We start from the raw sequence: 19,373 nt of genomic DNA on the forward strand, positions 1-19,373 counted from the left end.
CGGTCGTGGTCCGATAGCGCCCGGCCTGTAACAGTGGGCGCCCTCGGTGATCGAAAGCTGACCGGATACGCTGACTTGAGTGAGGGCAGCGACCTATCGACAAACCGTGTAATCGCCAGCAGACACCAGCAGACAGGAGACCCCTCGTGACCGTCGTCGGGCCATTCGGGCTGAGCGTGCGGGACCAGGCTCTGGAAGCCGATGTCCAGGCCGGACTGGCGGCTGTCGAGGAAGGCCTGCTCGAAGCCACCAAGAGCGAGGTCCCCTTCATCACCGAGGCCGCGCAGCACCTCGTGCGCGCGGGCGGGAAGCGGTTCCGGCCGCTGCTCGTGATGCTCGCGGCACAGTTCGGGGACCCGTACGCGCCGGGGGTCGTGCCCTCGGCCGTCGTCGTCGAGCTCACCCACCTCGCCACGCTGTACCACGACGACGTCATGGACGAGGCGGCCGTGCGCCGCGGGGTGGACAGCGCGAACACCCGCTGGGGCAACTCGGTCGCCGTCCTCACCGGCGACTTCCTCTTCGCCCGTGCCTCGCAGATTCTCGCCGACCTCGGCCCCGAGGCCGTACGGGTGCAGGCCGTGGCGTTCGAGCGGCTGGTCACCGGGCAGATCCTGGAGACGGCGGGGCCGCAGGACGGCCGGGATCCGGTCGAGCACTACCTGGACGTCCTGGGCGGCAAGACCGGGTCGCTGGTGGCGGTCTCCTGCCGCTTCGGCGCGATGATGTCCGGGGCCGACGAGACCGTGGTGGACGTCCTGACCCAGTACGGCGAGCGGCTCGGCGTCGCCTTCCAGCTCGCGGACGACGTGCTGGACATCGCCTCCGACTCCCACGAGTCCGGCAAGACCCCGGGGACCGACCTGCGCGAGGGCATCCCCACCCTGCCCGTGCTGCGCCTCAGGGAGCGGGCGGCACGGCTGGGGCTGCCCGAGGACATCGCCCTGTGCGACCTCCTCGACTCCGACCTGACCGACGACACCCGGCACGCCGAGGCCCTGACCGCGCTGCGCGCCCACCCGGCGCTGGAGCAGGCCCGCCGGGACACCGTGCGGTACGTGGAGGACGCGCGGTCCGCGCTGGCACCGCTGCGGGAGTGCGACGCGAAGGCGGCGCTCATGGAGCTGTGCGATGCGGTGGTGCACCGGGCGGGGTAACCGCCCGTTGCCCCGGTGCCGACCGGCGTGATCCTCTGCGACCCCTACGGGTCGGGGGAGACATCTCCACCCCGTGTCATACCCCAGGCGTACGCGGAGTTGGCTCCCCGGTCTGACGCTTCCTCACAGCCGATTTGGTGAGATGGAAACCACGGAAATCACCACTCCTCACCGATTCGGGTGAGAATGGCGGCTCAGGGTGGACCACTCGTGCGAGGACAGCCGCCGCCGACGACGGAGGTAAGGCACACATGGCACCGTACGAATCCGACGACACCACGTCCGACGACACCGCGGACACCGGACGCCGCAAGGCGGCCCGGTACGTCGTGCCGGTCGCGGTGGTGGGGGTGGCGGCGGCGACCATCGGGCTGGTCCCGGCGCTCGCCGACTCCGGCGACCCCGACCTGCCGAAGATCAGTGCTCAGCAGCTCATCAACAAGATCGCCAAGTCGGACGTGCAGCAGCTGTCCGGCACGGTAAGGGTCAGCACCGACCTGGGCCTGCCGAACCTCGGCGGCCTGGAGAGCGGCCTCATGTCCGGGGCGGGCCGGGGCGGTGACGGATCGTCGGCGGACCCGGCGTCCAAGCTCACCGAACTGCTCTCGGGCAGCCACACGCTGCGCGTGGCGGCCGACGGACCGGACCGGCAGAAGGTCTCGCTGATCGAGCGGGCCGCCGAGTACAGCCTCATCCACGACGGCAAGGACGTCTGGGGCTACGACAGCAAGTCCAACGAGGTGTACCACGGCACCGCGGACCAGGACGGCAAGGAGCGGCGGGAGAAGACGCCCGCCACGCCGAAGGACTTCGCCGACGAGGCCCTGAAGTCCGTCGACGACACCACGTCCGTGACCGTGGACGGCACCGTGCAGGTCGCCGGCCGGGACGCCTACAAGCTGCTCATCAAGCCCAGGCAGTCCGGCACCACGGTCGGCGCGATCAGCATCGCCGTGGACGCGAAGACGGGGCTGCCGCTGAAGTTCACGCTGACCCCGGCGAGCGGTGGCGCGGCCGTGGTGGACGCGGGCTTCACCCAGGTCAGCTTCGCCAAGCCGGCCGCCTCGACCTTCGACTTCAGCCCGCCCAGGGGCGCGAAGGTCACCGAGGAGGACGACCACGCGGCCAAGGCGCCCGGGAAGAGCTCCCCGAAGTCCGAGGAGGACTTCGCGAAGAGCCTCCAGGGCTTCGACGTCCTCGGCAAGGGGTGGAACTCCGTCGCCGTCCTGCACTCCGGCGCCGAGGCAGGCCTGCCCTCCGCGGCTGCCGGCGGCGGTGACCTGGGCGGCTTCCTCGGCTCGCTCGGCGACCACGTGACCGGCAAGTTCGGCAAGGGCATGGTGTTCTCCACCCGCCTGGTCAACGCACTGATAACGGACGACGGCAAGGTGTACGTCGGCGCCGTGGACAAGAACGCGCTGGTGAAGGCGGCCGACGCGGCTCGGTAGACACCGGCGGCAGGGCACGTACGCACACGCACGACGAATCGGGGGAGCCGATGGACGAACCGTCCGCCGCGGAGCAGGCCACGCGAGGCGCGGGTGACAGCGTCATCCACACCCGCGCGCTCACCAAGCGCTACCGCGGCGGACAGCTCGCCGTCGACGGCCTCGACCTGACCGTCCCGGCGGGCAGCGTCTTCGGCTTCCTCGGTCCGAACGGCTCCGGCAAGACCACCACCATCCGCATGCTGATGGGCCTGATCGAGCCCACCTCCGGCACGGCCCGCGTCCTGGGACGTCCCGTGCCCCGCGCCGCGCGCGCCGTGCTCCCGCAGGTCGGCGCGCTCATTGAGGGACCGGCTCTGTACGGCTTCCTCACCGGCCGCGACAACCTGCTGCGGTACGACGCCGCCGACCCGACCGCCGACCCGCGCACCCGGCGTGCCCGTGTCGCGGCGGCGCTGGACCGGGTGGGCCTGACGGCCGCCGCGGGCAAGAAGGCGAAGGCGTACTCCCTGGGCATGAAGCAGCGCCTGGGCCTGGCCGCCGCACTGCTCCAGCCGCGCAGGCTGCTCGTCCTGGACGAGCCGACCAACGGGCTCGACCCGCAGGGCATGCGGGAGATCCGGGCCCTGGTGCGGGAGCTGGCCTCGGACGGCACGACCGTGTTCCTCTCCTCCCACCTCCTCGACGAGATCGAGCAGGTGTGCACCCACGCCGCGGTGATGGCCCAGGGCCGGCTGATCACCCAGGGCCCGGTGGCCGACCTGGCGGCCGGGACACGCGGGCGGCTCGTGGTCACCACACCGGACACGGGCGACGCGGCCCGGGTGCTGAAGGAGCAGGGGGCCGGGGATGTCGTTGTCGCGGAGGACCGGGTGAGCGGCGAGCCGCCCGAGCGTGACCTGGCCGAGCTGAACGCGGCGCTGGTGAAGGCCGGCGTGCGGGTGCGCGGCTTCGGGATGGAACGGGCCTCGCTGGAGGATGCGTTCGTGGCGCTGACGGGGGAGGGCTTCGATGTCGCGGGCTGAGGCAGTGGCCGTACGCCGTCCCACCCCGCTGTGGACCTTCGGCCTGCTGCGCAACGAACTGGCCGTCACCTTCCGGCGCTGGCGCACGCTCGCGTTGCTGGGCGTGCTGGCCGCCGTGCCGGTGCTGGTCGGGGTGGCCGTGAGGATCGAGACGCGGGGCGGCTCGTCGGCGGGCGGCCGGGGCGGCGGGGGCGACGGCCCGGCGTTCATCGCCCAGATCACCAACAACGGGCTCTTCCTGGTGTTCACGGCGCTGGCGGCGACGCTGCCGTTCTTCCTGCCGATGGCGATCGGTGTGGTGGCGGGCGACGCGATCGCGGGCGAGGCCGGCGCCGGGACCCTGCGCTATCTCCTGGTGGCTCCGGCCGGCCGGACCCGTCTGCTGCTCACCAAGTACGCCACCACGGTGGTCTTCTGTCTGGTCGCCACCTTGGTCGTAGCCGTCTCGGCTCTCATAGTGGGCGCGCTGCTGTTTCCGCTCGGCGACCTGACGACCATCTCGGGCACACAGATCAGCTTCACCGAGGGCCTCGGCCGGGCGCTGCTGATCGCCCTGGTCGTCGCCGCTTCCCTGGTCGGCGTCGCGGCGCTCGGCCTGTTCATCTCCACGCTGACGGGCAGCGGTATCGCGGCCATGGCGACCACGGTCGGCCTGCTCATCACCGTCCAGATCCTCGACCAGATACCCCAACTGCACGCGATGCGGCCGTACTTCTTCTCCCACTACTGGCTGTCCTTCGCCGACCTGATGCGTGATCCGGTCTACTGGGACGACCTGGTGAAGAACCTCGGTCTGCAGGCCCTGTACGCGGCGGTGTTCGGCTCGGCGGCCTGGGCGCGGTTCACGGCGAAGGACATCACGGCGTAGCGGGCGGGGGCGCTCAGCGGTCCTGGTACGGGAAGCGCGCGAGGGGCGCCTCGCCGGCGAGGAACGTCTTCGCCCGGGCCAGCGCCTCGGTGTCCTTGCGTACGTCTCCGGGCGCGCTGCCGTTGCCGAGCAGTACTCCGCCGAAGCGCATCCCCATGTACGCGGCCGAGTTGTTGAGCGTGCCGACGAGCGGGTCCGCCACCGACGGCTCCCGGTCGGCCAGAGCGGTGATGCCCCACAGCGTGCGCCCGGCCAGGGTGGCCTTGAAGTCGAGGCCGGGGGTGCGCAGCCAGGCGGACCAGTGGTCGAGGTAGCGCTTGGTGAGGCCGGACACCGAGTACCAGTACAGCGGCGAGGCGATCACGATGTCCGTCGCCGCGAGCGTCGCCTCCAGCAGCAGGCCCGTGCTGGAGTCGGCGGGCGGCCGTACATGGTCGCTGTCGTGCCGCAGGTCCACGAAGTCGGGCAGCCGGTGCTCGGCCAGGCTGATCCACTGCTGCTCGACGTCGCCGGGCAGTTGTTCGGCGGCCGTGCGCGCCAGCAGCTCGGTGTTGCCTTCGGCGCGGGCGCTGCCCAGCACGAACAGGAAGCGGCGGGTCATGGGTCCCCCAGGTGATCGGCGTACCGCGGAAATAAAAGCACCTGCATTATATGCATGCGCAATCACCTGGGGTGTCGTCCGGTCCCGTCCGGCTGGTGCGAGGCTGTGACGTCGTGGTGACGTGGGAGCCGGGGTGGAGCGGAGAGACTCGAGGGTAGGGACGCGTACGAGTGGATCGCGACGCCGGGGAGTGAGGAAACCGATGGCTCGACTCAGCTTCGAGAAGAAGCGGGACCAGTGGAGCGAAGTACACCCGGCGGCCCCGGTCGACGTGCGCGTCTCGGGCTCGGGCAGTGCGTCCGTGGACGGGGTGGCGGTCGTGGCGGCCCCCGGCCAGGAGATCCAGCAGGCCGTCCTGGACCACCTGCAGCGTCTCGCCATCAGCCTCGGCCGGCCCGTGCACGCCACGGTCCACGACGACCGCGTCGGCTGCGTCGTCCCCCTGGAGGTGGACGTGGACGGCGCCAGCCGCTTCACGGGCGAGCCGGAACTGCGCGGACGGACCGCCACCTCCCAGCAGCCGCCCCGGGCCACCCCCTGCGAGCAGCCGTCCCGGAGCGCCACCCCTCAGCCGCCCCGCCGGGACACGCTCCCGCCCCAGCCCCGGCCCGAGCCGCAGCCGGTGCCGGACCTCGTTCCGGAGTCCGACCCCGGCCTCCGGCACACGCCCGCCCGAGGCTTCGACGCCGTCGCCGAAGCGGTCCTCGGCGACGGCCCGGTCACCGCCACCGCGGAGGGCGCCGCGCTGCTCACCGAACCGATGACGCGGATCAACGAGGCCGTCACGGAGGGCCGGATCGCGACGGCGGCGGAACTCGCCGAACGCACCGTCGCCGAGGCGTCCAGCATGCTCGGCGCCGGCCACCCCGAGGTGCTCCGCCTGCGCGAACTGACCGCCTACATCGCCTACCTGGCCGACGACCCGCTGCGCGCCTTCCACCTCTCCCTCGACCTGGCCCGCATCCACCACCGCGCCCGGAACGCGGACGCCGCCTACGGCAACGTCCAGAGCGCGGCCACCGCCTGGCGCGCGGTGCGCGACCCGGAGCACGGCCTGCGCCTCGGGCGGGACCTGATCGAGCTGTGGACGGAGCTCACCGCCGAGCCGGGCCCGGCGGCCGACGACCGGGAGCGGCTGGAGTCGGCCCGCGCCCGCATGGTCCGCCTGACGGACCGCGCCGCCAAGGCGTCAGGCGGCTGAGGGCCTACTGCACGCAGAACTCGTTTCCCTCGGGGTCGGCCATCACCACCCACTCCCCGGCGGGCTCCTTCACCCGCCGCAGCACCTGGGCCCCCAGCCCCGTCAGCCGCTCGACCTCGGCATCGCGCCGCCCCTCGCCGGGGTGCAGATCGAGGTGCAGCCGGTTCTTGCCGGTCTTGGTCTCCGGCACACGCTGGAACAGCAGTCGCCGCCCGAGCCCGGTGCCGCGCTCCTTGTCGTACGGGTCGTCGGGGTGCCGTACGGCGATCAGGTCCCGGAAGGCCGGGCGGCCGTGGTACTCCACGGTGGCCTCGCCCGGCAGCGCGCCGAGCTCCAGCAGCCGCTCGACGAACGCGCTGTTGTCCTCGGCCTCGTAGTGCAGCGCGGCGGCCCAGAAGTCGGCCTGTGCGTGCGGGTCGGCGGCGTCGACGACGAGTTTCCAGTGCAGGGGTGCGGGCGTCTGTGTCATGCCGACCAGATATAGCCGACCGCGGCTCGTCAGGAGGCCGGTTCCGCCTCGGGGTTGGAGGTCACGCCCTCCGGTTGCCGTACCACGGCGTCCGCCGGAGCGGCGGTCCCGGTCCTGGCGGCAAGCGCCCGGGCCGCGCGGCGCGCGGTGCGCAGCGCGTTCCAGGTGAGCAGGGTCAGCGCCAGCCAGACCAGCGCGAAGCCCGCCCAGCGCTCGGGCGGCATGGCCTCGTGGAAGTACAGGATGCCCAGCAGGAACTGGAAGACGGGCGCCAGGTACTGCAGCAGGCCGAGTGTGGACAGCGGCACCCGGATCGCGGCCGCCCCGAAGCAGACCAGCGGCAGGGCGGTGACGACGCCTGTCGAGGCGAGCAGCGCGGCGTGCCCGGCGCCGCCGGTGCTGAACGTCGAGTCGCCGTGCTCGGTCAGCCACAGCAGATAGCCGAGCGCGGGCAGGAACTGGATCGCGGTCTCGGCGGCCAGCGACTCGATGCCGCCGAGGTTGACCTTCTTCTTCACCAGCCCGTACGTGGCGAAGGAGAAGGCGAGGCAGAGCGAGATCCACGGCGGCCTCCCGTAGCCGACGGTGAGGACGACCACCGCCGCGAAGCCGACGCCGACCGCCAGCCACTGCGCGGGCCGCAGCCGCTCCTTCAGGATCAGCACGCCCATCGCTATGGTGACCAGGGGGTTGATGAAGTAGCCCAGCGAGGCCTCGACGACATGGCCGCTGTTCACGGACCAGATGTACACGCCCCAGTTGACGGTGATCACCCCGGCCGCGACCGCGACCAGCGCCAGCCGCCGCGGCTGCCGCAGCAGCTCACCGGCCCAGGCCCAGCGCCGTACGACGAGCAGCGCGACGGCGACGAAGACGAGGGACCACACCATCCGGTGCGCGAGGATCTCCACCGCGCCGGCGGGCTTCAGCAGCGGCCAGAACAGGGGCACGAGGCCCCACATCCCGTACGCCGCGAAGCCGTTCAGCAGACCTGTCCGCCGCTCACCCCTCGACTCCCCGCCCACGGTCCCTCCAGCTCACTCCGTACGTCCTGTCCGCCTGCACGAAGGTAACGCCGGACACCCCCGCCTGTCATGCCCGTATTGCTATACGGTCATGACAGGCGGGGGTCGGAGGTCCAAGGGCTCGGGCCGGGGGGAGTTCAGCCCTTGAGCGCGGCGCTGATCGCCTCGGCGAGCGGGGTGGTCGGCCGGCCGGTCAGGCGGGAGAGGTCGCCGGTGGAGACGACCAGCTCGCCCTTCTCGACGGACGCCTCCACGCCCGCCAGGATCGCGGCGAGCGGACCCGGCAGGCCGGCGCCGGCCAGGATGCCCTCGAAGGCCTCGACGGAGACGGGGCGGTAGGCGATCTCCCTGCCGGTCTGCCGGCTCAGCTCGGCCGCGTACTCGGCGAAGCTCCACGCCTCGTCGCCGCCCAACTCGTAGGTCTTGTTCTCGTGACCCTCGCCGGTCAGCACCGCGACCGCGGCGGCCGCGTAGTCGGCGCGGGAGGCGGAGGAGACCCGGCCGTCACCGGCGGCCTGGACGACCGCGCCGTGCTCGAGCACCGGGGCGAGGTTCTCGGTGTGGTTCTCGTGGTACCAGCCGTTGCGCAGCAGCGCGTACGGCAGGCCGGAGGCCAGCAGCGCCTGCTCGGTGCCGCGGTGGTCGTCGGCGAGCGCGGCGGTCAGGGTGCCCGGGGCGCTGGTGTAGGCGAGGAGCGCGACACCGGCCGCCCTGGCGGCGTCGATGACGACCTGGTGCTGCTGGACGCGGCCCTTGTCGAACTCGTTGCCCGAGACCAGCAGCACCTTGTCGCCGGCGGCGAAGAGGCCGTCGAAGGTTTCCGGGGCGTTGTAGTCGGCGACCGCGATCCGTACACCCCGCTCGGCGAGGCCGGCGGCCTTCTCCGGGGTGCGGACCACCGCGGTGATCTGCTCGGCCGGAACCTTCTCCAGCAGCTGCTCCACGACATGGCGGCCCAGCCGGCCGGTGGCTCCGGTGACAACGATGCTCATGATCTGCGTCTCCTTGTGGGGTGCGTCGACTGCTAACCCTAGGAGAAGCGCTAACTGTGCGAAAGTACCCACCTTGAAGTAAGGTACTGGCGCCTTGGTAAGTAGGTCGGGGGAGGAGCCGCCGGGTCAACGACGAGGCCCGGGACCTGCAGCCCCGGGCCTGGTGAACCGTCGCTTTCGTCAGCCGACGACCGTCCAGGTGTCGCCGCCTGCCAGCAGCGCCGCCAGGTCGCCCTTGCCCTGCTGTTCGACGGCCGCGTCGAGCTGGTCGGCCATCTGGTTGTCGTAGACCGGGCGGTCGACGGACCGGAGGACACCGATGGGGGTGTGGTGGAGGGTGTCGGGGTCGGCCAGCCGCGACAGGGCGAAGGCGGTGGTGGAGGAGGCGGCGTGGGCGTCGTGGACGAGGACGTCGGCCTCGTTGTCGGGCGTCACGGTGACGACCTTCAGGTCACCGGTGTGCCGGTCGCGTACGACCCCGCGGGTGCCGTCGGGTCCGAAGCGGATCGGCCGGCCGTGCTCCAGGCGGATCACGGCCTCCTGGGCCTGCTGCTTGTCCTTGAGGGCGTCGAAGGCGCCGTCGTTGAAGATGTTGCAGTTCTGGTAGATCTCGATCAGCGCGGTGCCGGGGTGGGCGGCGGCGGCGCGCAGGACCTCGGTGAGGTGCTTGCGGTCGGAGTCGATGGTGCGCGCCACGAAGGACGCCTCCGCGCCGATCGCCAGGGACACGGGGTTGAAGGGAGCGTCGAGGGAGCCCATCGGGGTGGACTTGGTGATCTTGCCGACTTCGGAGGTCGGCGAGTACTGGCCCTTCGTCAGGCCGTAGATCCGGTTGTTGAACAGCAGGATCTTGAGGTTGACGTTGCGGCGCAGGGCGTGGATGAGGTGGTTGCCGCCGATCGACAGCGCGTCGCCGTCACCGGTGACCACCCACACGCTCAGATCCCGGCGGGTGGTGGCCAGGCCGGTGGCGATGGCGGGGGCGCGGCCGTGGATGGAGTGCATCCCGTAGGTGTTCATGTAGTACGGGAACCGGGAGGAGCAGCCGATCCCGGAGACGAAGACGATGTTCTCCTTCGCCAGGCCCAGTTCCGGCATGAACCCCTGCACGGCGGCCAGGATCGCGTAGTCCCCGCAGCCGGGGCACCAGCGGACCTCCTGGTCGGACTTGAAGTCCTTCATCGACTGCCTGGCCTCGGCCTTCGGCACGAGGGAGAGCGCCTCGATCGTGCCCGTGCCTTCCGTGGACGTCTCAGCCATCGATGGCCTCCTTGAGCGCCGTGGCGAGCTGTTCGGCCTTGAACGGCATGCCGTTGACCTGGTTGTAGGAGTGGGCGTCGACCAGGTACTTCGCCCGGATGAGAGTGGCGAGCTGACCGAGGTTCATCTCGGGGATCACCACCTTGCCGTATCTGTGCAGCACCGCACCCAGGTTGCGGGGGAAGGGGTTGAGGTGGCGCAGATGCGCCTGCGCGATGGACTCCCCGGCCGCCCGCAGCCGGCGTACGGCGGCCGTGATCGGCCCGTACGTGGAGCCCCAGCCCAGCACCAGGATGCTCGCCTCGTGCGGGTCGTCGACCTCGATGTCGGGGACGTCGATGCCGTCGACCTTCGCCTGCCGGGTGCGGACCATGAAGTCGTGGTTGGCCGGGGCGTAGGAGATGTTCCCGGTGCCGTCCTGCTTCTCGATCCCGCCGATCCGGTGCTCCAGCCCCGGCGTACCCGGGATCGCCCAGGGGCGGGCCAGGGTCTGCGGGTCGCGCTTGTAGGGCCAGAAGACCTCGGTGCCGTCGTCCAGCGTGTGGTTGGGCCCGGACGCGAACTGCACGCTCAGGTCCGGCAGTTCCTCCAGTTCGGGGATGCGCCAGGGCTCGGAGCCGTTGGCGAGGTAGCCGTCCGACAGCAGCATCACCGGAGTGCGGTAGGTGAGCGCGATGCGGGCGGCCTCCAGCGCGGCGTCGAAGCAGTCGGCGGGGGTGCGAGGCGCGACCACCGGGACCTGGGCCTCACCGTTGCGGCCGTACATCGCCTGCAGCAGATCCGCCTGCTCGGTCTTGGTCGGCAACCCGGTCGACGGCCCGCCCCGCTGAATGTCCACCACCAGCAGCGGCAGCTCCAGCGACACCGCCAAACCGATCGTCTCGCTCTTGAGGGCCACCCCCGGACCGGAGGTCGTCGTCACCGCCAGCGATCCGCCGAAGGCCGCCCCCAGCGCCGCGCCGATGCCCGCGATCTCGTCCTCCGCCTGGAAGGTGCGCACGCCGAAGTTCTTGTGCTTGGACAGCTCGTGCAGGATGTCCGAGGCGGGCGTGATCGGGTACGAGCCCAGGAACAGCGGCAGATCCGCCTGCCGGGAGGCGGCGACCAGGCCGTACGCCAGGGCGAGGTTGCCGGAGATGTTGCGGTAGGTGCCCACCGGGAACGCCTTGGCCGCCGGCGCCACCTCGTAGGAGACCGCGAAGTCCTCCGTCGTCTCACCGAAGTTCCAGCCCGCCCGGAACGCCGCGATGTTCGCCGCCGCGATGTCCGGCTTCTTCGCGAACTTCGACTTCAGGAACTTCTCCGTGCCCTCCGTCGGCCGGTGGTACATCCACGACAGCAGACCCAGCGCGAACATGTTCTTGCTGCGCTCGGCCTCCTTGCGGGACAGGTCGAACTCCTTGAGCGCCTCCACCGTCAGCGTCGTCAGCGGCACCGGGTGAAGGCTGTAGCCGTCCAGGGAGCCGTCCTCGAGCGGCGACGTCTGGTACCCCACCTTCTGCATGGCCCGCTTGGTGAACTCGTCGGTGTTGACGATGATCTCCGCGCCGCGCGGCAGGTCGCCGATGTTCGCCTTCAGCGCGGCCGGGTTCATCGCGACGAGCACGTTGGGGGCGTCGCCGGGCGTGAGGATGTCGTGGTCGGCGAAGTGCAGCTGGAACGAGGACACGCCCGGCAGGGTGCCTGCGGGGGCGCGGATCTCGGCGGGGAAGTTCGGCAGCGTGGACAGGTCGTTGCCGAAGGACGCCGTCTCCGAGGTGAACCGGTCACCGGTGAGCTGCATACCGTCACCCGAGTCCCCCGCGAACCGGATGATCACTCGGTCGAGCCGGCGGACGTCCTTCGTCCCCGCCGGTTTGCGCTGCTCTCCTACGACGGCTCCGTCGGACTGTTCCGCTGCGCTGCTGACCTGGCTGGTCACTGAACTGGACCTCCTTCGAGGCGGCTGTCCGGGGCGTGGTCGTCCCGCGGACCTTCCCAGGATCAACCCTACGTCGCTTAGGGTCGCCTTCCCTCGGTCATTCGCATGATGAAGGGCGATTCGCGACGCCCGTTTCGGTATCCGAGACGCCTTCCTCGCATCCCGAGGCGCCTTTTTCCGTTCCGGGACACGGGTACCCCGCGCTCCGTCAGGAGTTCAGGTAGGTGAGGACGGCCAGCACACGCCGGTGGTCGCCGTCGCTCTGCGACAGACCGAGCTTGAGGAAGATGTTGCTGACGTGCTTCTCCACGGCTCCGTCGCTGACCACCAGCTGCTTGGCGATCGCCGAGTTCGTCCGGCCCTCGGCCATCAGCCCGAGCACCTCCCGCTCGCGCGGGGTGAGCCCCGCGAGCACGTCCTGCTTGCGGCTGCGCCCGAGCAGCTGGGCGACCACCTCGGGGTCCAGGGCCGTACCGCCCCCGGCCACCCGCACCACCGCATCCACGAACTCGCGCACCTCGGCGACCCGGTCCTTGAGCAGGTAGCCGACGCCGTGACTGGAACCGGCCAGCAGTTCGGTGGCGTAGCGCTCCTCCACGTACTGTGACAGCACCAGCACCCCGAGTCCGGGGTGCGCCTTGCGCAGCCTGACGGCGGCCCGGACGCCCTCGTCGGTGTGCGTCGGCGGCATCCGTACATCCGCGACCACCACATCGGGCAGCGTGCCCTGCGCGTCCAGGTCCGCGATGGTCTTGATCAGCGCGTCGGCGTCCCCCACCCCGGCGACGACCTCGTGCCCGCGATCGGTCAGCAACCGGGTCAGGCCCTCCCTGAGCAGCACTGAATCCTCGGCGATGACCACCCGCACCCTGTCCTCCACGATCTTCCGGCCCCCCGCAACCCCGAGTGCCTGTCCGTTCGTACTCCTTCGTACGAAGGTCCAGCATTCCAGCATCGGGAGCGGACCGTGCCCGGACGAGGGGATTACCCGGGCACGGCCGAGAGGTGCGGGCGGTCAGCGGCGCCAGGGCAGCTCCGCCGTCACCCGGGTGGGCCCTCCGGCCGGCGAGTCGACCACGAGGATCCCGTCCACCGCGTCCAGCCGCTCGGCCAGCCCGGCCAGCCCCGACCCGGCGGCCACGTCGGCTCCGCCGACCCCGTCGTCCACGACCTGGAGCATCAGCCGGTCCTCCGACCGCCACACGTCCACCGCGGCCCTCGTGGCCCGGGCGTGCTTGCTGACGTTCTGCAGCAGCTCGCAGACGGTGAAGTAGGCGATGCCCTCGATGGCGGGGGCCGGCCGCTCGCCGAGGTCCACCTCGACCTGTACGGGCACCGTGCAGCGGGAGGCGACCGAGGACAGGGCGGCGTCCAGACCGCGGTCGGTCAGGACGGCGGGATGGATGCCCCGTGCGAGGTCGCGCAGCTCCTGGAGCGCCGTCTTCACCTCGCCGTGCGCGTCCTCGACCATCCGGGCGGCCGCCTTCGGGTCCTCGGCGAGCTTCTCCTTCGCCAGCCCCAGATCCATGGCCAGCGCCACCAGCCGCGCCTGCGCCCCGTCGTGCAGGTCCCGCTCGATGCGCCGCAGGTCGGCCGCCGCCGTGTCGACCACGACACCCCGGTCCGACTCCAGCTCCACCACCCGTTCCGCCAGCCGCGACGGCCCGAGCAGCCCCAGCACCATGAGCCGGTCCACCAGGGTCAGCGCCCGTACGATCCACGGCGTGGCCAGCGTGAACAGCAGGCCGACCAGCGCGGTCACCATGATCTCGAACGGGTTGTCGAGGTAGACGCTGTGGTCCGCGTCGCCGTACAGCTGGAGGCCGCCCTGCCCGCCGTACAGGGGGAACAGCCAGAACCACAGCGGGTACGTGAGCATCGCCCAGCCGTACGCCCAGAAGCTGACGGCGACGACGAAGGAGAACACCGCCCACGGGAAGTGCAGCAGCGCGTACAGCAGGTGCCGCCAGGAGGCGCCGCTCTTCAGGACCGCGCCCATCCAGGCCGTCGGGCCGTTCCCGCGCACCCGCAGCGGCTCCGGGTCGGCCACCTCCAGGTGGAGCAGCCCGCGCGCCCGCGCCCGCTCCAGCGTCCCCAGGCCCCGGCATCCCGCCAGCGCGGCGGCCAGCACCGGGATGCCGAGGAACGTCACCAGCAGGCCCGCGCCGAGGGCCACCATCGTCACGGCGTAGGTGAAGGTCAGAACGGCGATCGGCAGGCTCAGCAGGACGTAGCCGAGCTCACGCCGGCTGCGCGCCTCGACGGGCGCCCGCAGCGCGGCGGGCAGCCGGTGCGGGCGGTGCCGGGGGTCCTCCCAGTCGTCCGTGCCGTGGTGTCCGGGCCCGCTGCGGCGCCCGTACCGCTCCCCGTACTCCCGTCCGTACTCCGTGGCCATCGGCGTCGTCCCGTTCTCCTCGTCCGGCGGCTGTGTTGCCGTAGGTCCAGACTGCTGCGCCGCAGGTCGGCGGGCCATGGAGGCCGTCGGCGTCTTCGGCGGGGGGTTTTCCCTACCCCTGGCCGGGGGGCTCCGTCCGGTCCCGCCAGGGCAGCTCCGCGGTGACGGTGGTCGGGCCGCCCGGCGGCGAATCGACGACGAACAGCCCGTCGACCGCGCCCAGCCGGTCCGCCAGCCCCCGCATCCCGGTGCCGCCGTCCAGGCGCGCGCCACCGCGGCCGTCGTCCCGGACCTGGATCAGCAGCCGGTCCGCCGAGCGCCACACCTCGACCGAGGCGGACCTCGCCCCGCTGTGCTTGCTGACGTTCTGCAGCAGCTCGGAGACGGTGAAGTAGGCGATGCCCTCGATGGCGGCGGCCGGCCGCTCCGTCAGATCCGCGGTCACCTTCACCGGCACCGTGCAGCGGGAGGCGACCGAGGACAGGGCGGCGTCCAGGCCGCGGTCGGTCAGGACGGCGGGATGGATGCCCCGCGCGAGGTCGCGCAGCTCCTGGAGGGCCAGCTTCACCTCGCCGTGCGCCTCCTCGACCATCGCCGCGACGTGTTCGTCGGCCTGGCCCTCCAGCAGCTTCTCCTTGGCCAGGCCGAGCCCCATCGCCAGGTTGACCAGGCGGGCCTGCGCCCCGTCGTGCAGATCGCGCTCGATGCGCCGCAGGTCGGCCGCCGCCGTGTCCACCACGACCCCGCGATCGGACTCCAGTTCGGCGATGCGGCGTTCGAGTTCGTCCGACGGCGACAGCAGGCCGCGCACCATCGCCCGGTCCGCGTTCGCCAGCCCCCGAGCGATGAACGGCAGCACCGGCCACAACACGAACAGCGAGGTCACCGTGGTGACGAAGGTGACGATGCCCCAGGGCAGCCGGATCACGTCGTACAGCAGCGTCCGCCACCCCACCGGGTCCTTCAGCGCCATCCACAGCCGCGGGACCAGCCCGCCGCTCTTCCTGAGCGGCAGCGGACTCGGCTCCTCCACGCGCACCCCGAGCAGCGCCCGCGCCCGGCGCCGCTCCAGTTTCCCCAGCAGCCGCGCGCCCAGCAGGCTCGCCGCGAGCAGCGGGATCCCGACCACGGTCAGCGTCAGGATGCCGCTGACCAGCAGCACGGCGAAGACGTAGGTGAAGCCGAGGATCGCCACCGGCAGGTTCGCCAGAAGATGCGCGATCTCCTTCCAGGTGTGCTTGTCGTAGGCGAAGCGCGCCGGCGGCAGGCGGTCGTCGTCGGCACTGGGCCCGGGTGCGGTCATACGGGCTAGCGTGCCGTGCCCCGCGCCGCCGCGCCATGAGGTCCGCCGCCCCCGCGCACGGGGGAAAACCCCACCCCAGCGGGCCCCGCCCGTCTCATCGCGTGACAGGCTGCTTACCCTCTCTTTATCAGGGCCTAGACTCCCGTGCGTACACATCGTCGAATCACGTCAACCACCACGGTTCACGGATCGCCAGGGGCACCAGGTCAGGGAGCGAGGGACGCACGTTGCGGGAGACGTTGGGGGACTCGGCCGTCGTCGCGGCGGACTACTTCCAGTCCTATTCGGTCGTGGGACTGCTCGCACTCGTCGGCGTGCTGTTCGTCGCGGTCGCCTTCGGGGCGGGCCGCCTGCTGCGGCCGGTCGTCCCCACGCCGGAGAAAATGCTGACCTACGAGTGCGGCGTCGACCCCGTCGGCGAGGGCTGGGCCCACACCCAGGTCCGCTACTACGTCTACGCCTTCCTGTACGTGATCTTTGCGGTCGACTCGATCTTCCTCTTCCCCTGGGCGACGATCTTCGCCGCCCCCGGCTACGGCGCGACGACGCTGGTGGAGATGTTCATCTTCCTCGGCTTCCTCGCCGTGGGCCTGCTGTACGCATACAAGAAGGGCGTCCTGGCATGGACGTGACCCCCACTCCTTCCGAGCCTGTTCCGCTCCCGGAGCCGAAGCGGCTGGGCGCACTCGCCCGGCTGGCCCCCGAACCGATGAAAGTGGTCCTGAACTGGGGCCGCCGCTACTCGCTGTGGGTCTTCAACTTCGGCCTCGCCTGCTGCGCGATCGAGTTCATCGCCGCGTCCATGGCCCGCCACGACTTCATCCGCCTCGGCGTCATCCCCTTCGCACCGGGCCCGCGCCAGGCCGACCTGATGGTGGTCTCCGGCACGGTCACGGACAAGATGGCCCCGGCCGTCAAGCGCCTGTACGAGCAGATGCCCGAGCCGAAGTACGTCATCTCCTTCGGCGCGTGCAGCAACTGCGGCGGGCCGTACTGGGACTCGTACTCGGTGACGAAGGGCGTCGACCAGATCATCCCGGTCGACGTGTACGTCCCCGGCTGCCCGCCCCGCCCCGAGGCTCTCCTCCAGGGCATCCTCAAGCTCCAGGAGAAGATCGCCCAGGAGTCGCTCGGGGAGCGGTACGGCTCCGGCGCGGCCCCGCGCCCCTCTACGGCAGCGCTCCAGAGCGGCCTGGTCCGGCCCCCGGCCGCACGGGAGGGTGACGCCCGATGACCACGGTCGGCTGGCTCCCGGCCCCCGTCGAGGACCTCTTCGGTACGGAGGCCACGGCAGAGGAGTCGTACGCGGTACTGACGGTCGACGTACCGCCCTCGTCCTGGATCCCGGCGTTGCGGACGGCGCGTACGACTCTCTCCTGCACCTACTTCGACTGGCTGAGCGCGGTCGACGAACCCGGCACGGGCTTCCGCGTCTGTGCGCACGTCGTCGCCCTCGCCCCGGTCCGCCGCCTCCTGCTGCGCACCACGGTCCCGCACGAGGCCCCGACGCTCGCCTCCGCCATCGGCGTCTACGCGGGCGCGGCCTGGCACGAACGCGAGACGCACGAGATGTTCGGCGTCCACTTCGAGGGCCACCCCGCCCTGGACCACCTCCTCCTCCCCGAGAACTTCGAGGGCCACCCCCTGCGGAAGGACTTCGTCCTGGCCGCACGGGTCGCCAAGGCCTGGCCCGGCGCCAAGGAACCGGGCGAATCCGACCACGGCGGCCCCAAGCGCCGCCAGATGCTGCCCCCGGGAGTCCCCGACCCGAACGAGTGGGGCCCCCTCAAGGGCCAACTCCCCCCGGCCCCGGCCCGCCCGGCCCGGGGCGCGGGACGCGCGGCTGCCGGTGAGCGGCCCGCGCGCGCGGCGGGGGAGCGGCCGGTGCGGCGGACGCGCACGGCTGGGGAGGGCTCGGTGAGCCAGGGCCCGGCGACGGCGGCCTCGGCGGCTCCCGCGGCGGAGACTGCCGCGGGCTCGGTGGGCACGGGCGCCGAGGCTGCCCCTGCGGAGACACCGCGCCGGGCACGCAACGCGTCGGACGGGTCGGCGAGCCAGCGGGATGCGACTGCGGGTGCCGGGGGCGCCACCGGTTCGGCGGGTCCGCGGCGGGCGCGGAGTGTGAGTGAGGGGTCCGCCTCGCAGCGGGCGGGGGAGGAGACTTCGGCGGAACCGACGGCGACACCGCCCGGCACGTCCGCCCAGCCGTCCCCGCGCTCCACCACTCCCCGCAGCTCGGACGCCCCCTGGCACCATGCCCGCCCAGCCTTCGAGGAACCGGAGGACAAGCCGGGCCCGAAGCGGCAACCGGAGCAGCCGACCCGCGAGGCGCCCCTCGCCGAGGTACCGGCACCTGAGGCGGAGACGCCGGATGCGCCGGAGGCGACCCCGGCCAAGGGGGCGGCACCTGAGGCGGTCACGCCCGCGGAGCCGGCTCCTGAACCGTCGGAGTCCGGAGCGGTCACCTCTGGTGAGCCGGAGGACGAGCGTGGGCCTGAGCCCGAGGCCGAGCCCGGCGGTGAGCCGGAGGCCGAGCGCGGGCCCGGGGCCAAGCGTGCGCCCGAGCCCGAGTCCGCGCCCGGCGCCGAACCCCAGCCCACGGCGGAAGCCGAGCCGGATGCCGAGCCCGGAGCCGACCCCCGCGAGGGGGCCAAGCCCGAGGACGCCCCCGACGGCACCGCCCCCGGCAGTCCCACCGCCGAAGACCCCGCCCCCAACGATCCCTCAGGAGGCCCGCAGTGAACGACGCGCTGGACGTCGCCCTGCGACTCCTGGTCGTGTTCGTCGTCTTCCTCACCTTCCCTCTGATCGTCGGTCAGACCGAGCACAAGGTGATGGCCCACATGCAGGGCCGGCTCGGCCCGATGTACGCCGGCGGCTTCCACGGCTGGGCCCAGCTCATCGCGGACGGCGTGAAGTTCGCGCAGAAGGAGGACGTCGTACCGGCGGGCGCGGACCGCCGCATCTTCCAGCTCGCCCCCGCCGTGGCCCTCCTGCCGTACCTCCTGGTGCTCCTCGCCATCCCGATCGGCCCGAGCGAAGGAGCCGTCGGCCAGGTCCTCGACGCGGGCGTGTTCTTCGTCCTCGCGGTGATGGGCGTCGGCGTCCTCGGCTCGCTCATGGCCGGCTGGGCCAGCGCCAACAAGTTCTCCCTCCTCGGCGGCCTGCGCACCGCCGCACAGCTCCTCGCCTACGAACTCCCGATGCTCCTGACCGCCGCCTCGGTGGCGATGGCCGCGGGAACCGTGTCGATCCCCGGCATCCTCCACGCCTTCCACTGGTGGTGGCTGCCCTGGCAGCTCGTCGGCGCGGTCGTCTTCTTCGTGGCCGGGCTGGCCGAGCTGCAGCGCCCGCCGTTCGACATGCCCGTCGCCGACTCGGAGATCATCTTCGGCGCGTACACCGAGTACACCGGCCTGCGTTTCGCCCTGTTCCTCCTCGCCGAGTACGCCGGGATCATCGTCCTGTGCGGCCTGACCACCGTCCTCTTCCTGGGCGGCTGGCACGGCCCCTTGGGCGCCGACGGCCTCGGCTGGGTCTGGACCCTGCTGAAGACCGCGATCCTCGCCTTCGTCGTCATCTGGCTCCGCGTCACCTACCCCCGTCTGCGCGAGGACCAGTTGCAGAAGCTCTCCTGGACCCTCCTCGTCCCCCTCTCCCTCGCCCAGATCGCCCTCACCGGCATCGTCAAGGTGGTGATCTCGTAAC

At 71.8% G+C, this 19,373-nt stretch carries 18 protein-coding genes; 9 read left to right on the forward strand and 9 right to left on the reverse strand.

Features of this window, described 5'->3' with window-relative positions:
- Positions 1-146 precede the first annotated feature (146 nt).
- The 4 genes from ACIBBH_RS29270 (at position 147) to ACIBBH_RS29285 (ending at position 4,498) form a co-directional block, all read left to right on the forward strand.
- The gene (locus tag ACIBBH_RS29270; protein ID WP_399409674.1) at positions 147-1,157 is read left to right on the forward strand and encodes a polyprenyl synthetase family protein; all 1,011 of its coding nucleotides are present in this window, start codon (positions 147-149) and stop codon (positions 1,155-1,157) included.
- 251 nt (positions 1,158-1,408) lie between these two features.
- Positions 1,409-2,605, forward strand: a complete 1,197-nt coding sequence (locus ACIBBH_RS29275) for an outer membrane lipoprotein carrier protein LolA (RefSeq protein ID WP_399409676.1) — start codon at positions 1,409-1,411, stop codon at positions 2,603-2,605.
- A gap of 50 nt (positions 2,606-2,655) precedes the next feature.
- A complete protein-coding gene (locus ACIBBH_RS29280) occupies positions 2,656-3,630 on the forward strand; it encodes an ABC transporter ATP-binding protein (RefSeq protein WP_399409678.1) in 975 nt (324 codons plus the stop codon).
- On the forward strand, positions 3,617-4,498 hold the full coding sequence (locus ACIBBH_RS29285; protein ID WP_399409680.1) for an ABC transporter permease: 882 nt from the start codon (positions 3,617-3,619) through the stop codon (positions 4,496-4,498). The genes ACIBBH_RS29280 and ACIBBH_RS29285 overlap by 14 nt, the downstream gene beginning before the upstream one ends.
- Before the next feature lie 13 nt (positions 4,499-4,511).
- Here ACIBBH_RS29285 and ACIBBH_RS29290 read toward each other — a convergent pair whose 3' ends face one another.
- Positions 4,512-5,099 (reverse strand): flavodoxin family protein, encoded by a 588-nt coding sequence (locus ACIBBH_RS29290; RefSeq protein WP_399409682.1) that lies wholly within the window; start codon positions 5,097-5,099, stop codon positions 4,512-4,514.
- A gap of 202 nt (positions 5,100-5,301) precedes the next feature.
- Here ACIBBH_RS29290 and ACIBBH_RS29295 point away from each other — a divergent pair, with 202 nt between their 5' ends.
- Entirely contained in the window at positions 5,302-6,300 is a 999-nt protein-coding gene (locus tag ACIBBH_RS29295) for a hypothetical protein (protein ID WP_399409684.1), read from the forward strand.
- A 4-nt stretch (positions 6,301-6,304) separates the two neighbouring features.
- Here ACIBBH_RS29295 and ACIBBH_RS29300 read toward each other — a convergent pair whose 3' ends face one another.
- The 8 genes from ACIBBH_RS29300 to ACIBBH_RS29335 all read right to left on the reverse strand — a co-directional run bounded on the left by ACIBBH_RS29300 (position 6,305) and on the right by ACIBBH_RS29335 (position 15,665).
- Positions 6,305-6,769 carry a VOC family protein gene (locus ACIBBH_RS29300; RefSeq protein ID WP_399409686.1) on the reverse strand — a complete coding sequence of 155 codons (465 nt, stop codon included), beginning with the start codon at positions 6,767-6,769 and terminating at the stop codon, positions 6,305-6,307.
- A 29-nt stretch (positions 6,770-6,798) separates the two neighbouring features.
- Positions 6,799-7,794 (reverse strand): EamA family transporter RarD, encoded by a 996-nt coding sequence (rarD, locus tag ACIBBH_RS29305; protein WP_399409688.1) that lies wholly within the window; start codon positions 7,792-7,794, stop codon positions 6,799-6,801.
- Between the two features lie 137 nt (positions 7,795-7,931).
- Complete coding sequence (locus tag ACIBBH_RS29310; protein ID WP_399409689.1) at positions 7,932-8,786, reverse strand: SDR family oxidoreductase; 855 nt, start codon at positions 8,784-8,786, stop codon at positions 7,932-7,934.
- Between the two features lie 180 nt (positions 8,787-8,966).
- Complete coding sequence (locus tag ACIBBH_RS29315; RefSeq protein WP_399409691.1) at positions 8,967-10,046, reverse strand: 2-oxoacid:ferredoxin oxidoreductase subunit beta; 1,080 nt, start codon at positions 10,044-10,046, stop codon at positions 8,967-8,969.
- The gene (locus ACIBBH_RS29320) at positions 10,039-11,967 is read right to left on the reverse strand and encodes a 2-oxoacid:acceptor oxidoreductase subunit alpha (RefSeq protein ID WP_399409692.1); all 1,929 of its coding nucleotides are present in this window, start codon (positions 11,965-11,967) and stop codon (positions 10,039-10,041) included. The genes ACIBBH_RS29315 and ACIBBH_RS29320 overlap by 8 nt, the downstream gene beginning before the upstream one ends.
- A 208-nt stretch (positions 11,968-12,175) precedes the next feature.
- Positions 12,176-12,835 carry a LuxR C-terminal-related transcriptional regulator gene (locus ACIBBH_RS29325; RefSeq protein WP_399409787.1) on the reverse strand — a complete coding sequence of 220 codons (660 nt, stop codon included), beginning with the start codon at positions 12,833-12,835 and terminating at the stop codon, positions 12,176-12,178.
- Positions 12,836-12,982: 147 nt separating this feature from the next.
- Positions 12,983-14,362, reverse strand: a complete 1,380-nt coding sequence (locus ACIBBH_RS29330) for a sensor histidine kinase (RefSeq protein WP_399409694.1) — start codon at positions 14,360-14,362, stop codon at positions 12,983-12,985.
- A 112-nt stretch (positions 14,363-14,474) separates the two neighbouring features.
- Positions 14,475-15,665, reverse strand: coding sequence for a sensor histidine kinase (locus tag ACIBBH_RS29335; RefSeq protein WP_399409696.1), 1,191 nt, complete (start codon positions 15,663-15,665; stop codon positions 14,475-14,477).
- A 227-nt stretch (positions 15,666-15,892) separates the two neighbouring features.
- On the opposite strand from ACIBBH_RS29335, the gene ACIBBH_RS29340 reads away from it, so the two are divergent.
- Genes ACIBBH_RS29340 through ACIBBH_RS29355 form a run of 4 tightly spaced genes read left to right on the forward strand, consistent with a single transcriptional unit; the run spans position 15,893 to position 19,372 of the window.
- Positions 15,893-16,297 (forward strand): NADH-quinone oxidoreductase subunit A, encoded by a 405-nt coding sequence (locus ACIBBH_RS29340; RefSeq protein WP_399409698.1) that lies wholly within the window; start codon positions 15,893-15,895, stop codon positions 16,295-16,297.
- Positions 16,288-16,899, forward strand: coding sequence for an NADH-quinone oxidoreductase subunit B (locus ACIBBH_RS29345; RefSeq protein WP_399409700.1), 612 nt, complete (start codon positions 16,288-16,290; stop codon positions 16,897-16,899). Before ACIBBH_RS29340 ends, ACIBBH_RS29345 begins: the two co-directional genes overlap by 10 nt.
- Entirely contained in the window at positions 16,896-18,407 is a 1,512-nt protein-coding gene (locus ACIBBH_RS29350; RefSeq protein WP_399409702.1) for an NADH-quinone oxidoreductase subunit C, read from the forward strand. Before ACIBBH_RS29345 ends, ACIBBH_RS29350 begins: the two co-directional genes overlap by 4 nt.
- Positions 18,404-19,372, forward strand: a complete 969-nt coding sequence (locus tag ACIBBH_RS29355) for an NADH-quinone oxidoreductase subunit H (RefSeq protein WP_399409704.1) — start codon at positions 18,404-18,406, stop codon at positions 19,370-19,372. The genes ACIBBH_RS29350 and ACIBBH_RS29355 overlap by 4 nt, the downstream gene beginning before the upstream one ends.
- Position 19,373 lies beyond the last annotated feature (1 nt).

This window comes from Streptomyces sp. NPDC051636 (assembly GCF_044453765.1).
Classification (GTDB): domain Bacteria; phylum Actinomycetota; class Actinomycetes; order Streptomycetales; family Streptomycetaceae; genus Streptomyces.

What these genes read in the sequence shown, in the direction of transcription:
- ACIBBH_RS29275 (WP_399409676.1), top strand. Translation starts at nt 1,409, where the DNA reads ATGGCACCGTACGAATCCGACGACACCACGTCCGACGACACCGCGGAC.
- ACIBBH_RS29280 (WP_399409678.1), top strand. Translation starts at nt 2,656, where the DNA reads ATGGACGAACCGTCCGCCGCGGAGCAGGCCACGCGAGGCGCGGGTGAC.
- ACIBBH_RS29285 (WP_399409680.1), top strand. Translation starts at nt 3,617, where the DNA reads ATGTCGCGGGCTGAGGCAGTGGCCGTACGCCGTCCCACCCCGCTGTGG.
- ACIBBH_RS29290 (WP_399409682.1), bottom strand. Translation starts at nt 5,099, where the DNA reads ATGACCCGCCGCTTCCTGTTCGTGCTGGGCAGCGCCCGCGCCGAAGGC.
- ACIBBH_RS29295 (WP_399409684.1), top strand. Translation starts at nt 5,302, where the DNA reads ATGGCTCGACTCAGCTTCGAGAAGAAGCGGGACCAGTGGAGCGAAGTA.
- ACIBBH_RS29300 (WP_399409686.1), bottom strand. Translation starts at nt 6,769, where the DNA reads ATGACACAGACGCCCGCACCCCTGCACTGGAAACTCGTCGTCGACGCC.
- ACIBBH_RS29310 (WP_399409689.1), bottom strand. Translation starts at nt 8,786, where the DNA reads ATGAGCATCGTTGTCACCGGAGCCACCGGCCGGCTGGGCCGCCATGTC.
- ACIBBH_RS29315 (WP_399409691.1), bottom strand. Translation starts at nt 10,046, where the DNA reads ATGGCTGAGACGTCCACGGAAGGCACGGGCACGATCGAGGCGCTCTCC.
- ACIBBH_RS29330 (WP_399409694.1), bottom strand. Translation starts at nt 14,362, where the DNA reads ATGGCCACGGAGTACGGACGGGAGTACGGGGAGCGGTACGGGCGCCGC.
- ACIBBH_RS29335 (WP_399409696.1), bottom strand. Translation starts at nt 15,665, where the DNA reads ATGACCGCACCCGGGCCCAGTGCCGACGACGACCGCCTGCCGCCGGCG.
- ACIBBH_RS29345 (WP_399409700.1), top strand. Translation starts at nt 16,288, where the DNA reads ATGGACGTGACCCCCACTCCTTCCGAGCCTGTTCCGCTCCCGGAGCCG.
- ACIBBH_RS29350 (WP_399409702.1), top strand. Translation starts at nt 16,896, where the DNA reads ATGACCACGGTCGGCTGGCTCCCGGCCCCCGTCGAGGACCTCTTCGGT.